At 73.9% G+C, this 14,443-nt stretch carries 7 protein-coding genes; 5 read left to right on the top strand and 2 right to left on the bottom strand.

Annotated features, from left to right (window positions below; translation table 11 throughout):
• The first annotated feature begins 24 nt into the window (after positions 1–24).
• The 3 genes from BJP59_RS13070 to BJP59_RS13060 all read left to right on the top strand — a co-directional run bounded on the left by BJP59_RS13070 (position 25) and on the right by BJP59_RS13060 (position 6,169).
• On the top strand, positions 25–996 hold the full coding sequence (locus tag BJP59_RS13070) for a glycosyltransferase (protein ID WP_228485054.1): 972 nt from the start codon (positions 25–27) through the stop codon (positions 994–996).
• Entirely contained in the window at positions 993–1,721 is a 729-nt protein-coding gene (locus BJP59_RS13065; RefSeq protein ID WP_061268687.1) for a hypothetical protein, read from the top strand. The genes BJP59_RS13070 and BJP59_RS13065 overlap by 4 nt, the downstream gene beginning before the upstream one ends.
• 128 nt (positions 1,722–1,849) lie before the next feature.
• On the top strand, positions 1,850–6,169 hold the full coding sequence (locus BJP59_RS13060) for a LamG-like jellyroll fold domain-containing protein (protein WP_194521130.1): 4,320 nt from the start codon (positions 1,850–1,852) through the stop codon (positions 6,167–6,169).
• 81 nt (positions 6,170–6,250) lie between these two features.
• Here BJP59_RS13060 and BJP59_RS13055 read toward each other — a convergent pair whose 3' ends face one another.
• The gene (locus tag BJP59_RS13055) at positions 6,251–7,540 is read right to left on the bottom strand and encodes a hypothetical protein (RefSeq protein WP_194521129.1); all 1,290 of its coding nucleotides are present in this window, start codon (positions 7,538–7,540) and stop codon (positions 6,251–6,253) included.
• An 18-nt stretch (positions 7,541–7,558) separates the two neighbouring features.
• Complete coding sequence (locus BJP59_RS13050; protein WP_085387461.1) at positions 7,559–9,022, bottom strand: polysaccharide biosynthesis tyrosine autokinase; 1,464 nt, start codon at positions 9,020–9,022, stop codon at positions 7,559–7,561.
• A gap of 209 nt (positions 9,023–9,231) precedes the next feature.
• Here BJP59_RS13050 and BJP59_RS13045 point away from each other — a divergent pair, with 209 nt between their 5' ends.
• Both BJP59_RS13045 and mfd read left to right on the top strand, forming a co-directional pair.
• Positions 9,232–10,575 (top strand): oligosaccharide flippase family protein, encoded by a 1,344-nt coding sequence (locus BJP59_RS13045; RefSeq protein ID WP_228485053.1) that lies wholly within the window; start codon positions 9,232–9,234, stop codon positions 10,573–10,575.
• Positions 10,576–10,685: 110 nt separating this feature from the next.
• A complete protein-coding gene (gene mfd, locus BJP59_RS13040; protein WP_194521128.1) occupies positions 10,686–14,438 on the top strand; it encodes a transcription-repair coupling factor in 3,753 nt (1,250 codons plus the stop codon).
• The last annotated feature ends 5 nt before the right edge of the window (positions 14,439–14,443 follow it).

Genomic DNA, 14,443 nt, shown 5'->3' with positions numbered 1-14,443 from the left:
TGCCGGGACCTGGAGGTGACGACCGTGGACGACGTCTCGGACGCCTCCGGCGACCTCGCGATCGTGGTCGTGAGCTACGGCTCCGCCGCGCTCCTCGAGCGCAACCTCGGCGCGCGCGGCGGGGTCGGGGAGGCGCGCGTGCTCGTCGTCGACAACCGGTCGACGACGCCGGAGCGCGAGCGGGTCTCCCGCCTGGCGGACGAGCGCGGCTGGGACCTGCTCGCCCCGGCGGAGAACCTGGGCTTCGGCGGCGGCGCCAACCTGGGGATGCGCGCGGCGTTCGACGCGGGCGCCGCCGAGGTGCTCCTCCTCAACCCCGACGCGACGATCGCCGCGGCCGACGTCCGGACCCTGCGGGCGGCCGTCCAGGACGACCGCCTGCTCCTCGTGTCCCCGGTCGTCCTCACGCCCGCCGGACGCCGCTGGTTCGGGGGCCTCGACGTCTACCTCGACGACGGCACGTTCCGCGCGCCGTCGCACCGCGACGAGCACCCCGGCGCCGCGCGCGTGGAGTGGCTCAGCGGCGCGTGCCTGCTCGTCACCCGGGAGGTCTGGGAGCGCACGGGCGGGTTCGACGACGCCTACTTCCTCTACTGGGAGGACGTCGACCTGTCCTACCGCCTGCAGCGCGCGGGCGGCCGGGTCGCCGTCGTCGAGGACGCCGTCGCGGTCCACGACGAGGGCGGGACCCACCGCGACGGCCGGCAGCGGCCGGAGGCCAAGTCGGAGACGTACTACTACTACAACATCCGCAACCGGATGCTGTTCGCCGCGCAGCACCTCGACGAGGTGTCCGTGCGGCGCTGGCGGCGCAGCGCGCCGGGCAACGCCCGCGCGGTCCTGCGGCGCGGCGGCCGGCGCCAGTTCCTGCGGCCGGTCGTCCCGCTGCGGGCGGCCTGGCGCGGGCTGCGCGACGGCCGGCGGGCGGCCCGGCAGGGCGCCGCGACGGCGGACCGGCGAGAGCCGGCACGGAGCACGACCGGAGGCGGACGATGAACGCGGAGAACGACGGCGCCCCCGAGGGCGCCACCCCGACGCGGCGGCCCTCCCGCCGTGCCGTCGCGGTGATCGGGGCGGCGGTCGCGCTCGCGGTCGCCGTCACCCTCGTCGTGCTGCAGCCGTGGCGGTCCGACGGCGACGAGTCCCCGGGCGGGACGGTCACGCCCGCGCCGGTCGCCTCCCCGGAGGAGAGCGGCGACGCCTCGGCGGACGCGACCGCGGACGACGCGGGCGACGGGGACGGCGCCGCCGCGGCGGACGGCGACGCGGCCGCCGGGACGGGCGAGACCGACGGGGCGGACCCCGCCGTCGTGCCCGTGGCCCCCGAGCTCGAGCCGGCCGCGCCCGACCAGACGGTCCAGGCGCCCGACGGCGTCACCGTGCGGCTCGCGCAGGTCGAGCACGTCGAGGGCGAGGCCGTGGCCGCGGGCGAGACCTCGGGTCCGGCCGTCCGCCTCACCGTCGAGGTCACGAACGGGACCGACGCCCCGCTCGACCTCTCCTACGCCGTGGTCAACGCCTACACGGGCGAGGACCGCGCGCCGGCCGGGCGCCTCGTGCAGCCCGGCGGCCGGCCCTTCGAGGGCGAGCTCGCCCCGGGCGAGAGCGGGACGGGCGTCGTCCTGTTCTCCATCCCCGACGCCGACCGCGACGACGTCACCGTCGCGGTGGAGTACGCGCCGGGCACGTCGACCGTGGTATTTCGCGGCGATCTGTCCTGACCCGCGCGGGAAGGGGCGGTAAATTTCGCCCGCTCGCGCCGTTCTGCGGCCGGTTCGCCGGCGCTACAGTCACAACGTCCGGCTGATGGACCGGCATTTCCGCGGGTCCGCGACGAAGAGAGTGACCCATGAAAAACAATGATGTGAGTCGGACGGTCGTCCAGGGCTCTCTTCGGGGCGCGCCGCCGGGACGGCGACGCGTCGTCGGCCGCGTCGCCGGGCTGACCGTCGCCGCCCTCGTCGCGACGGCCCTCGTCGCCCCGGCGGCCGGCGCGGTCGAGAGCGCGGCGCCCGCCGCGGCCCCCGCCGCCGTCGCGCCCGACGCGCCGGTCGCCGCGGCCGCCACCCCGGCCGACGCGACCGTCCCGGTCACGGCCGACCCCCTGCCCACGACCCAGATCGACGGGATCGTCTGGGCGCAGACCATCGTCGGCGGCCGCGCGTACGCCGGCGGCCAGTTCACCTCGGCACGCCCCGCGGGTGCGGCGGCCGGGACGGGGGAGACCCCGCGCGCGAACATCCTGCGGTACGACGTCGAGACCGGCGTGCTCGACGCGTCCTGGAACCCGGGCACGAACGGTCGCGTCCTCGCGATCTCGTCGTCGCCGGACGGCAAGCGGCTCTACGTCGCGGGCGCGTTCACCGAGATCGCCGGCCAGACGCGGTACCGCCTCGCGGCGTTCGACACCGCGACCGGCGCGCTCGTCTCGAGCTGGAACCCGGGCACCAACTCCACGGTCTACGACATCAAGGCGACGAACTCCACGGTCTACATCACCGGCGAGTTCTCCAACGTCAACAACACCGCGCGCGCCCGCATCGCCGCGCTGGACGCGTCCACGGGCGCGCTGCTCGGCTTCGCGCCGGAGCTCGCCGGCGGGTACGGCGGCCGCGCGATCGAGATCTCGCCCGACGGCGCCAAGGTGGTCGTCGCGGGCTCCTTCACGAGCACCAACGGGTCGACGAACCCCGGCCGCGGCATGGCGGCCCTCGACGCGACGACGGGCACCGTGCTCCCGTGGGCCGTCAACTCCGTGATCCGCAACGGCGGCGACAACGCCGCGATCTACTCGCTCGCGTCCGACGGCGACAGCGTCTACGGGTCGGGCTACGACTACGGCGGCAGCAAGACGGAGGACGACTTCGAGGGCTCGTTCCGTGCGAGCTGGTCCGACGGGTCGCTCGTCTGGATGGAGGACTGCCACGGCGACACCTACTCCGTGTACCCGGCCGGTGACTCCGTCTACGTCGCGACCCACGCGCACTACTGCGGCAACATCGGCGAGTTCCCGCAGACGGACCCCTGGACGGTGAACCACTCGCTGGCCTTCGCCAAGGAGCCGTCGGACCGCAAGATCACGCCGGACATCTGGGGCTACCGCAGCTTCACGGGCCAGACGGCGGGCAAGCTGCTGCACTGGTACCCGACGTGGAGCACGGGCAGCGCGTCCGGGATCTCGCAGGCCGGGTGGGACATCACGGCCAACGACAAGTACGTCGTGTACGGCGGCGAGTTCACGCGCGTCGCCGGCGCCCGGCAGCAAGGGCTGGTGCGGTTCGCGCGGCGCGACGTCGCCCCGACGAAGATCGGCCCGACGATCCAGGGCGGGCAGTACACCATCTCGACCCGGTCGCTCGTCAGCGGGAGCGCCCGCGTCTCCTGGCCGGCGAACATCGACCAGGACAACGCCGAGCTGACGTACGAGCTGTACCGCCGCGGCACGACCGCCCCGATCTCCACGCAGAAGGCGTCGTCCACGTTCTGGGTGCGCCCGACCATGGGCTACACCGACTCGGGCCTCGCGCCGGGCAGCACGGTCGAGTACCGCGTCAAGGTGATCGACGGCGACGGCAACTCCACGGTCTCGAACTGGACGCCGGTCACGATCGCGGCGCAGGGGTCGAGCACGGCCTACAACGACTCGGTGCTCGGCGACTCGCCGGTGAGCTACTGGCCGATGAACGAGGCGAGCGGGAGCAGCGCGACCGACTGGGCCTCGCTGTCCGACCTCGCGCTCACGAACGGCACGACCCGCGGCGTCGACGGCAAGGACGTCCCGCCGACGGCGAAGGCGACGCGCTTCTCGGGTGCCAACGGCGTCTCCGGGAGCACCCCGACCGCGACCACCGGACCGCAGCGGTTCTCCGTCGAGGCCTGGTTCCGCACGACCTCGACGTCGGGCGGCAAGATCGTCGGCTTCGGCAACGCCAAGACCGGCACGTCGTCGAGCTACGACCGGCACATCTACATGAACAACTCGGGGCGCCTGACGTTCGGCGTCCACCCGGGGATGGTCCGCGAGATCACCACCGCCGCCTCGTACAACGACGGCGCGTGGCACCACGTGGTCGGCACGCTCGACGGCTCCGGCATGACCTTCTGGGTCGACGGCGTCAAGGCGGGTCAGCGCAGCGACACGACGTCGGCGCAGTCCTACTCGGGCTACTGGCGCGTCGGTGGGGACAGCCAGTCGGGCTGGCCGAACAGCGGGAGCTCGAACTTCTTCAACGGCACCATCTCCGACGTCGCGGTGTACGACCGTGCGCTCACCCGCGGCGAGGTCTCCGACCACTGGACGGCGAGCGGCCGTCCCGCGGCCGGGGCTGCCGCACCGCAGGACGCGTACGGCCAGGCGGTCTACTCGCTCGAGCCGACGCTCTACTGGCGGCTCGGCGAGTCCTCGGGCTCGGTCGCGAAGGACTCCGGCCCCGACGCGTCCGACGGCTCGTACTCCGGCCCCGTGACGAAGTCGCAGACCGGCGCGCTCACGGGCGTGACGGACAAGGCGGTGCGCTTCCAGCCGACGAAGAACATCTTCGGCACCTGGAACGGCGGGCTGGTCGCGAGCCAGCGCAGCTACGCCAACCCGACGGTGTACTCGGTCGAGACGTGGTTCAAGACCGACACCACGACCGGCGGGAAACTCATCGGGTTCGGCAGCAGCCGGACGGGCACGAGCTCCAACTACGACCGCCACGTGTACATGTCGCCGGACGGCAAGGTGAAGTTCGGCACGTACGACGGCGCGCAGCAGGTGCTCAGCACCACCGGGTCGTACCGGGACAACGCCTGGCACCACGTCGTGGCGACGCAGTCGAGCGCGGGCATGCGGCTCTACCTCGACGGCGAGCTCGTCGGGTCGAACGACAAGGCGGTGCCGGAGAACAACACCGGCTACTGGCGGCTCGGCGGCGACAACGGCTGGGAGGGCGACACCTACTGGAAGGGCTACCTCGACGAGGCGGCCGTCTACCCGGTCGCGCTCACGCCGGCCCAGGTGAAGCAGCACTTCCAGCTGGGCTCCGGCACCACGCCGAACGTCCCGCCGCAGGCTGTCGTGACGGCGCAGGCCGACGGCCTCACGGTGTCGGTCGACGGGTCGGGCTCGAGCGACCCGGACGGCACCCTGACCGGGTACGCGTGGGACTTCGGTGACGGCGAGACCGGCACCGGGGCGACGGCGACCCACACCTACGACGCGCCGGGGACGTACACGATCACGCTCGACGTGACCGACGACCGCGGGGCGACGGCCACGGCGACGACCTCGGTGCAGGTGCTCGCGCCGAACGTGACGCCGCAGGCGGCGTTCACGGCCTCCGCGACGGACCTCACCGTCGCGGTGGACGGCTCGTCGTCGAGCGACCCGGACGGCACGATCGCGTCGTACGCGTGGAGCTTCGGGGACGACGCGACCGCGGAGGGCGCCACGGCCTCGCACACCTACGCGCAGGCCGGGACGTACACGGTGACGCTCACGGTGACGGACGACCGCGGGGGCACGTCCTCCGTGTCGCACGACGTCGTGGCGACCGCGCCGGCGGAGAACGTCGTCGTGCGCGACACGTTCGACCGCGCGGTGACCTCCGGCTGGGGCACGACGACGTCGGGCGCGGCGTGGTCCGCGCTCGGCGGGGCCGCGGCCTTCTCGGTCGCGGACTCGGCCGGCACGCTGGCGATGTCGCCCTCCTGGACGCGCGAGGCGCGCCTGGCGGGGGTCTCGGAGTCGCGGGCCCGCACCGAGACGACGTTCTGGTCGGACGTCGCGTCGGTGGGCGGGACGACGTCGGTCACGCTCATCGGCCGGCAGGTCGGGACGAGCACGTACTCCGCGCGCGTCCGCCTCGAGCCCAACGGCCTCATGCGGCTGTACCTGCTCCGGGACGAGACGCTCCTCGGGAACCAGCTGCTCCCCGCGACGTACGCACCCGGCGCGCGGTACACGGTGTCGATCTCGGCGGTCGGGACGTCCCCGACGACGCTCTCCGCCAAGGTCTGGCCCACGGCGGCCGGACCGGCGCAGGCGTGGCACCTCGAGGCGACCGACACGACGGCGGCGCTCCAGGCGCCCGGCACGGTGAGCATCAAGGTGGCGGTGAGCTCGGCGTCCACCAACCCGACCACGCGCGTGTCGTTCGACGACGTCAAGGTGGTGCGCGAGCCGTAGGCCCGCCGCCCCGCACGTCCGCCGGTGCCCCCGGGTCCTCGACCCGGGGGCACCGGCGCGTCCAGGGGGCTCGGTGGGTGTTCAGGGGCTACCGAGCGGGGTGGTGCTGCCGCGGTCGGGCAGCGTGTACGGCGTCGCGATCGCCACGCCGAGCATGAGGACGGTGGCGGACACCGAGTAGAACGGGCTGAAGAGCAGGTCCCACGCGCACGAGAGCGCGAGGTAGAGCAAAAGCGCCGACGCCGCGTTGCGGCCGAGGTCGGCCAGCGTGCCGCGCCAGACGACGACGACGCACGCGACGGCGAACAGCATGCCGACGAGCCCGAACCGGATCCACTGGTCGCCGAGCACGGAGTGCACCTCGAAGCCCGACCCGAAGAGGTACTTCTCCACGTAGCCGTTGTTCGGGTCGTAGTTGAGACGTGCCATCCCGGTCTTCGCGGTGAGCAGGTCCTGGAGGTTGGGCACGGCCCCCGCGCCGTACCCCCAGGGCCGGGCCGCGACGAGCGCGGTCGCGGCCCCCATCTCGGGCCGTCCGCCCGTGAAGACGGAGCCCGACGTCTGGATCTGCATCTCCGTGCGCTGCTGCGCGTCCGCGCCCAGGTAGCCGTCGAGCACGAGGGTCTGCATCCCGAGGAAGACGACGAGCGCGAGCACGCCGAGCTGCGTCGCGACGCGCACCCCGCCGGACCGCACGCGCAGGCCGGTGCGCATCGCCTGCCAGGCGACGAGGAGAGCGACCATGAGCATCGTCGTCGCGGCCGAGCGCGAGTCGTTGACCGCGGAGACCCCGGCGAGCGCGAGGGCGGCGACGACCTGCAGCCCGCGGGACCGCGTGCTGAGGCACAGCGCGAGCACGAGCACGGTCACGGGCATGCCGTACGTGTACTTCCAGGGGTTGTCGGCGCCGCCGGTGCGCAGGGCGGCCGCGACGAGCGCGCCGACCCCGAAGAGGACGGCGACGGTGGACGTCTCGAGGACGGCGCGGCACCACAGGAGCACCCCGGCGCCGAGGACGAGCGCTGAGAGCGTGATGAGACCGTCTCGCAGGGCCAGCGACGACAGCACGCGGTCCGGGGCGGAGAGCTCGGTGAGCAGGACACCGCTCAGCAGGGCGAGGACGCCGAGCCCCACGAACCACCGGCCGGGCCGGGACCGGCGCACGACGGGGAGCCACACGGGGAGCAGCACGAGCCCGACGACGATCGCCGGGGTGATCCCCGCGACGATCGGGATCCAGGCGCCGCACGCGAGGGCGGCCGCGCCGGCCGCGATGCGCGTCGCGACGTCGGACACCCCCGGGAGGGGCTCCGCCGTCGGGACGGTCGTCGAAGGCCCGGTCCCGGGCTCGGCCCCGGCGCGCGCCGTCATCGCGTCGTCACCCGGTCGTCACGGCGTCGTGCGGCGGTCCGCGTCCTCGACGGCGCGCGGCGCCGCCGCGTCGTCGGCCGTCGCGGCGGGGCTGACGTCGGGGGACCCGGCCTCGCGCGAGAACGCGCCGGGGACGCCGACCCGGGAGTCGTTGACGTAGTAGGCGCTGCGCCCGCGCGGCTTGACGTCGTTGAGCACGATGCCGATGACGTCCGCCTCGCCCCGCTCGAACTTGTCGACCGTCTGGCGCAGCCGCGAGATGCGGGTCTTGCGGGCCCGGGCGACGACGAGCACGCCGTCCACGGCGCGTGAGAGCCAGAGCGGGTCGCTCAGCGGGAGGATCGGCGCGGTGTCGATCACGACGTAGTCGTAGTGCGTCCGCAGGTCGCCGATCACGGCGACGAGCCGCTCGGAGGACAGCAGCACGCCGGGGTTCGCGGGCAGGACGCCGCTCGGCAGCACGAAGAGGTTGGGGCGCGTCCAAGGGAGCACGATGTCCTCCTGGGCCACGTCGCCGACGAGCAGGTTCGTCAGGCCGACCGACCCCTCCAGCCCGGTGACGCGCGCGATCGAGGGCCGGCGCAGGTCGGCGTCGACGAGGAGCACGCTGCTCCCGTCCTCGGCGAGCGAGAGCGCGAGGCTGATCGCGATCGAGCTCTTCCCCTCGCCCGCGTCGCCGGAGGAGACCATGAGCACGCGGCGGCCGTGGTCGACGTCCGCGAAGCGCACGTTGGCGACGAGCGTGCGCACGCTCTCGGACGGGCGGCTCCCCGGACCGGCGGCGACGACGGCGGGCAGCGACGTGCGCGACGGCACCTTGACCACCTCGCCGAGGAACGGCACCCCGAGCATCGACTGGATCGACGACGAGCTGACGACGCGGCGCGCGAGCAGCTCGCGCAGGACGGCGTACGTCACGCCGACGGCGAGCCCCGCGGCGAGGCCGACCATCATGAGCATGCGCGTGTTGGGCGCGATGGGGTTCACGGGCTGGCGCGCGGGGGCGATCGTCGTGATCCGCACGGCCGACGAGCGGTCGGCCAGCTGCGGCGACAGCTCGGGGACGGCCAGCGCGAGCTGGTCGCTGATCCCGTCGGCGATCTCCCGCGCGCGGTCCGGCGAGGTGTCGCTCACCGCGATCTCGATGACGACGGTGTTGAGCGGCGTGTTCACGCTGACGCTGCGGGCCAGGCGGGCGGGCGTGGTGTCGAGGCCCAGGTCCTCGATCACGGGCTCGAGCACGTACGGCGACTGCGCGAGCACCGCGTACGACGCCACGAGGTTCTGCACGTAGTTCGAGCCCTGCACGAGCTCGGCGGCGTTCTCGCCCTGCTCGGGGACGACCATCACGGACGCCGACGACTGGTACACCTTCGGTTCCGAGCGCGCGTAGCCGAACCCGGCGACCGCCCCCAGGACGGCGCACACGGCGACCACGACCCAGTGGCGCAGCACCGCGGTCACGTACTCGCGCAGCGTCATCTCTCGCCCTCCGCGGCCGGTCGGCACCGTCGGCGACGGGCCCTGCCGTCCACCGTAGTCGGGCGCACCGGACGGTCGCCGCAGGTCGGGCGGGATTCACCCTCCCGCGACGGTCGGATCTCGTGGAGAAGGTCCTAAGATCGTGAATTCCGGGCAGCGGACCGGCGCTCGGGCCTGCGGGCGACGCACCGGGAGCACGAGGAGGACGAGTGGGCCTCTGGCGTTCGGTGACCGGGACGGCCGGCGCCAAGGTCGCCGTGATGGGCCTGGCGGGGCTCCTCGGGATCGTCACCAGCCGCCTGATCATCGAGCACTTCGGCGTCGCGTCCTACGCCCAGTACGGGCTGCTCAACGGGCTGCGCAACCTCCTGCCGTTCGCCGACCTGGGCATCGGCGCGGTCGTCATCAACGCCATCGCGGAGGCGTCGTCCCCGCGCGAGTCGGAGCGGGTCCACCGGACGCTGACGACGGCGCTGCGCGTCCTCACCGTCTCGGGCCTGACCATCGCCGCCGTGTGCGTGGCGATCCAGCTCCTCGGGTGGTGGCCCCTCCTGCTGGGCGACGGCCTCGTCGCGGGCGGGGACGTCGTCGCGACGCTGTGCCTCGTCGTGTTCGGGCTGTCGCTCCCGCTGGGGATCGGCATCCGGGTCCTCATCGGGCTCAAGCAGAACGTGCTCCAGACGTTCCTCCAGGGCATCGTGTCGCCGCTCTTCTTCGTCGGCGTCGTCGTGCTCGTCCTCGTCGGCAAGGGGCAGGGCGGCGACTACGTCGCCCTCGTCTCCTACGTCGCGGCCGGGCTCGCGTCGGCGATCACGGTGAGCGTCGCGGCGCGCCTGCTCGCGCCCCAGGTCGGCCGGGCGTTCCGCGACGTCCCGCGGCGCCGGGCGGTGCCCGGGGTGCCGGTGGCCGCGGTCGCGGTGCCGATGCTCGTGCAGTCCGTCGCGATGCCGGTCGCGATGCAGAGCGACCGGCTGCTCCTGTCCCACCTGTCCACGACGCAGGCGCTCGCGCAGTACACGTTCGCGACCCAGCTCTTCGGGCTCGTCATGCAGGCGATCATCGCGGCGGGCGTCAGCATGTGGCCCTACTTCGCGCAGGCGCGGGCGCGCGACGAGGTGATGAGCCCGTTCCGGATCTCCCTCGCGTTCCTCGCCGGGGGCGTGCTGCTGTCGACGGTGCTCGCGCTGTGCCTGCCGCTCCTCCAGGACGTGGTCGCCGACGGCAAGATCACCGTGCCGCTCGCGCTGGTCCTGGGCTACTGCGCGCTCGTCGCGGTCCAGGCGCTCAACTACCCGCCCGGCATGTACATGACCGACGAGCGCGGCCTGCGGTTCCAGGTCGTCCCCGTCCTGCTCATGACCGTGAGCAACGTGGCGCTCTCCTGGGTGCTCATCGAGCCGCTGGGCGCGGCCGGGCCGGTCGTCGGGTCGGCGGTCGCGATCCTCGTCTTCCAGGTGGTGCCGAACTCGATCTGGGTCGCCCGGGACCTGCGCGCCCGACGGCGGGCCGCGGCGGCGGGGCGCTCGGAGGAAGCCCCGGTGGCGGGGGCCTGACGCACGCCCGCGCGCGGAACGATGTGGGTCCACGCGCGTAGTGTGGACGCCGGACCCGATCGCCCGCCCCGGTCGGGACCGTCGTCGTGCCCTCTCCTCGAAGGACCTCCATGAACCTCACCGGCATCCTGCCCGCGCTGCTCGCCGACCAGGCCGCGGCGGCCGCGGTCGAGCACGTGCGCGCCCGCGGCGAGGCCGACGTCGTCGGCCCGGCCGGCGTCCGCCCGCCGCTCCTCGCGGCGATGGCGGGGGCGCGCGCGACGGGGCCGGTGCCGGACGGCGACGCCCCGGCGTCGGGCGGCGGGGGTGGCCCGGCGTGGGCCGCGGGCTCGCGCCCGCTCGTCGTGGTCACCGCGACGGGGCGCGACGCGGACGAGCTGGCCGCGAGCGTGCGCGCCTACCTGCCGGACGAGCTGGGCGACGTCGTCGCGGTGCTGCCGAGCTGGGAGACGCTGCCGCACGAGCGCCTGAGCCCGCGCGCGGACACGGTCGCCAAGCGCATCGCGGTGTTCCGCCGCCTCGCGCACCCGGACCCGGAGGTCGGCCCGTCCGGTCCCGTCCGGGTGCTCGTCATGCCGGTCCGGGCGCTCCTGCAGCCCGTCGTGGACGGGCTGGGGGACCTCGAGCCGGTCGAGCTGCACGCGTGCACGACGGCGGACCTCACCGACGTCGCGGAGCGGCTCGTCGCGGCGGCGTACACGCGCGTGGACATGGTCGAGCGGCGCGGCGAGTTCGCGGTCCGCGGCGGCATCCTCGACATCTTCCCGCCCACGGAGGACCACCCGCTGCGCGTGGAGTTCTGGGGCGACGAGGTGTCGGAGATCCGCTGGTTCGCGGTCGCCGACCAGCGCAGCCTGGAGATCGCCGAGCACGGGCTGTGGGCGCCGCCGTGCCGCGAGATCCTGCTCACGGACTCGGTGCGGGCGCGCGCCGCCGCGCTGGTGGAGGACCTGCCGGGCGCGACCGAGATGCTCGACCGGCTCGCGGCGGGCGTCGCGGTCGAGGGCATGGAGTCCCTCGCGCCGGTGCTCGTGGACCGCATGGTCCCGGTGCTCGAGCTCGTGCCCGACGACGCGCTCCTCGTCGTCGACGACGCCGAGCGCGTGCGCCGTCGCGCGCACGACCTGGTGGCGACCACGGAGGAGTTCCTCGCCGCGGCCTGGACGGGCGCGGTGGCGGGCGGCAAGGCGCCGGTCGACCTGTCCGCGGCGTCGTTCGAGACGTTCTCCGAGGTGCGCGCGGTCGCGCAGCGCCGCGGCCTGGGCTGGTGGACCCTGTCGTCGTTCGCGCTCGACAACCCCGACCTCGACGTCCCGCCGGACGCCGGCGGGAGCGCCGCTGCGGACGCCGCCACGTCGAGCGGCGGCGCGGGCACGACGGCCGCCCACGTCGGCGAGAGCGCCGACGGCGTGCCGACCTTCACGCTCGGCGCGCGCGACGTCGAGTCCTACCGCGGCGACGTGGCGCGCGCGCTCGACGACGTGCGCGGCCTGCAGCACGCGGGCTGGCGGCTCGTGCTCACGACGGAGGGCCACGGGCCGGCCAAGCGCATGGTCGAGCAGCTCGGTGCGGCGGACACGCCCGCGCGCCTCGTGCCGCGGCTCGACGACGAGCCCGAGGGCGGCATCGTCCTCGTCACGCCGGCGATGGTCGGCAAGGGCTTCGTCGCGCCGGGGCTGCGGCTCGCCGTCTTCTCCGAGGCCGACCTCACGGGCCGGGCCGGCACGAGCACGCGCGACATGCGCAAGATGCCCAGCCGGCGTCGCAACGTCGTCGACCCGCTCCAGCTCAAGGCGGGCGACTTCGTGGTGCACGAGCAGCACGGCGTGGGCCGCTTCGTCGAGCTCGTGCAGCGCACGCTCGGCACGGGCGGCAACGCCGCGACGCGCGAGTACCTCGTGATCGAGTACGCGTCGAGCAAGCGCGGCCAGCCGGGCGACCGCCTCTTCGTGCCCATGGACCAGCTCGACCAGGTCACGAAGTACACGGGCGGCGAGGCGCCGAGCCTCAACAAGATGGGCGGGTCGGACTGGGCCAAGACGAAGTCCCGCGCGCGCAAGCACGTCAAGGAGATCGCGGGCGAGCTCATCCGCCTGTACTCGGCGCGCATGGCCACGCAGGGTCACGCGTTCGGCCCGGACACCCCGTGGCAGCGCGAGCTGGAGGACGCGTTCGCGTACGTCGAGACGCCCGACCAGCTCGCGACGATCGACGAGGTCAAGGCCGACATGGAGAAGACGGTCCCCATGGACCGGCTCGTGTGCGGCGACGTCGGCTACGGCAAGACGGAGATCGCGATCCGCGCGGCGTTCAAGGCGGTCCAGGACGGCAAGCAGGTCGCGGTGCTCGTGCCCACGACGCTGCTCGTGCAGCAGCACCTCGAGACGTTCTCCGAGCGGTACGCGGGCTTCCCCGTGACGGTCAAGGCGCTGTCGCGCTTCCAGACCCCCAAGGAGTCCGAGGAGGTCGTGGACGGGCTGGCCCAGGGGACGGTGGACGTCGTCATCGGCACCCACCGCCTCATCACGGGCAGCGTGCGGTTCAAGGACCTGGGCCTCGTCATCATCGACGAGGAGCAGCGGTTCGGCGTCGAGCACAAGGAGACGCTCAAGCAGCTGCGGACCAACGTGGACGTGCTCGCCATGTCCGCGACCCCGATCCCGCGCACGCTCGAGATGGCCGTCACGGGCATCCGCGAGATGTCGACGCTCGCGACCCCGCCGGAGGAGCGCCACCCCGTCCTCACGTACGTCGGGGCGTACGAGGAGAAGCAGATCGCCGCGGCGCTGCGCCGCGAGCTCCTGCGCGAGGGCCAGGTGTTCTACGTGCACAACAAGGTCGAGACGATCGAGCGCACCGCGGCGCGGCTGCGCGAGCTCGTCCCCGAGGCCCGCGTGGGCGTCGCGCACGGCAAGATGAACGAGCACCAGCTCGACCAGGTGATCCGGGCGTTCTGGGAGAAGGAGCTCGACGTCCTCGTCTGCACGACGATCATCGAGACGGGCCTCGACATCTCCAACGCGAACACGCTCATCCTCGAGCGCGCGGACATGCTCGGCCTGTCCCAGCTCCACCAGCTCCGCGGCCGCGTGGGCCGCGGTCGCGAGCGCGCGTACGCGTACTTCCTGTACCCGCCCGAGCGACCCCTCACCGAGACCGCGCACGATCGCCTCGCCACGATCGCGGCCCACACCGACCTCGGCGCGGGCATGCAGGTCGCCATGAAGGACCTCGAGATCCGCGGCGCGGGCAACCTGCTCGGCGGGGAGCAGTCCGGCCACATCGCGGGCGTCGGGTTCGACCTGTACGTGCGCATGGTGGGGGAGGCCGTCGCGAACTACCGCGGCGACGGGCCCGAGGAGCAGCCGGAGGTCTCGATCGAGCTCCCGGTCGACGCGCACCTGCCGGAGTCCTACATCGCGACCGAGCGCCTGCGGCTCGAGGCGTACAAGAAGATCGCCGCCGCGGCCGACGCGCCGGAGCTCGCCGAGGTGCGGGCCGAGCTCGTCGACCGCTACGGCGCGCTCCCGGACGTCGCGTCCGCGCTGTTCGACGTCGCGGACTTCCGCAACCACGCCCGCCGCGCGGGGCTCACGGACGTCACGGCGCAGGGCAAGTTCATCCGGTTCGCGCCGGTCGACCTCCCCGAGTCGGCGCAGCTGCGGCTCAAGCGCCTCTACCCGGGCACGCTGCTCAAGCCCGCGATCCGCGCGATCCTCGTCCCGTACCCGACGACGGCGCGCATCGGCGGCCGCCCGCTGCGCGGTGCGGAGGTCCTCGGGTGGGCGCGCCAGCTCATCGACGCCGTGGTGCTCGGCGAGGTGAGCGCGGCCGCGACGGTGGGGACGTCGTCGGCCCGCTGACGCGC

This window comes from Cellulosimicrobium sp. JZ28 (assembly GCF_015327065.1).
GTDB lineage: Bacteria > Actinomycetota > Actinomycetes > Actinomycetales > Cellulomonadaceae > Cellulosimicrobium > Cellulosimicrobium funkei.
The sequence above is the reverse complement of the archived record's forward strand: the minus strand, read 5'-3'. Positions and strand labels throughout refer to the sequence as shown.

Excerpts from the sequence above, each read along its gene's own strand:
- BJP59_RS13055 (WP_194521129.1), bottom strand. The coding sequence starts at position 7,540 with ATGACGGCGCGCGCCGGGGCCGAGCCCGGGACCGGGCCTTCGACGACC.
- BJP59_RS13065 (WP_061268687.1), top strand. The coding sequence starts at position 993 with ATGAACGCGGAGAACGACGGCGCCCCCGAGGGCGCCACCCCGACGCGG.
- BJP59_RS13050 (WP_085387461.1), bottom strand. The coding sequence starts at position 9,022 with ATGACGCTGCGCGAGTACGTGACCGCGGTGCTGCGCCACTGGGTCGTG.
- BJP59_RS13060 (WP_194521130.1), top strand. The coding sequence starts at position 1,850 with ATGAAAAACAATGATGTGAGTCGGACGGTCGTCCAGGGCTCTCTTCGG.
- mfd (WP_194521128.1), top strand. The coding sequence starts at position 10,686 with ATGAACCTCACCGGCATCCTGCCCGCGCTGCTCGCCGACCAGGCCGCG.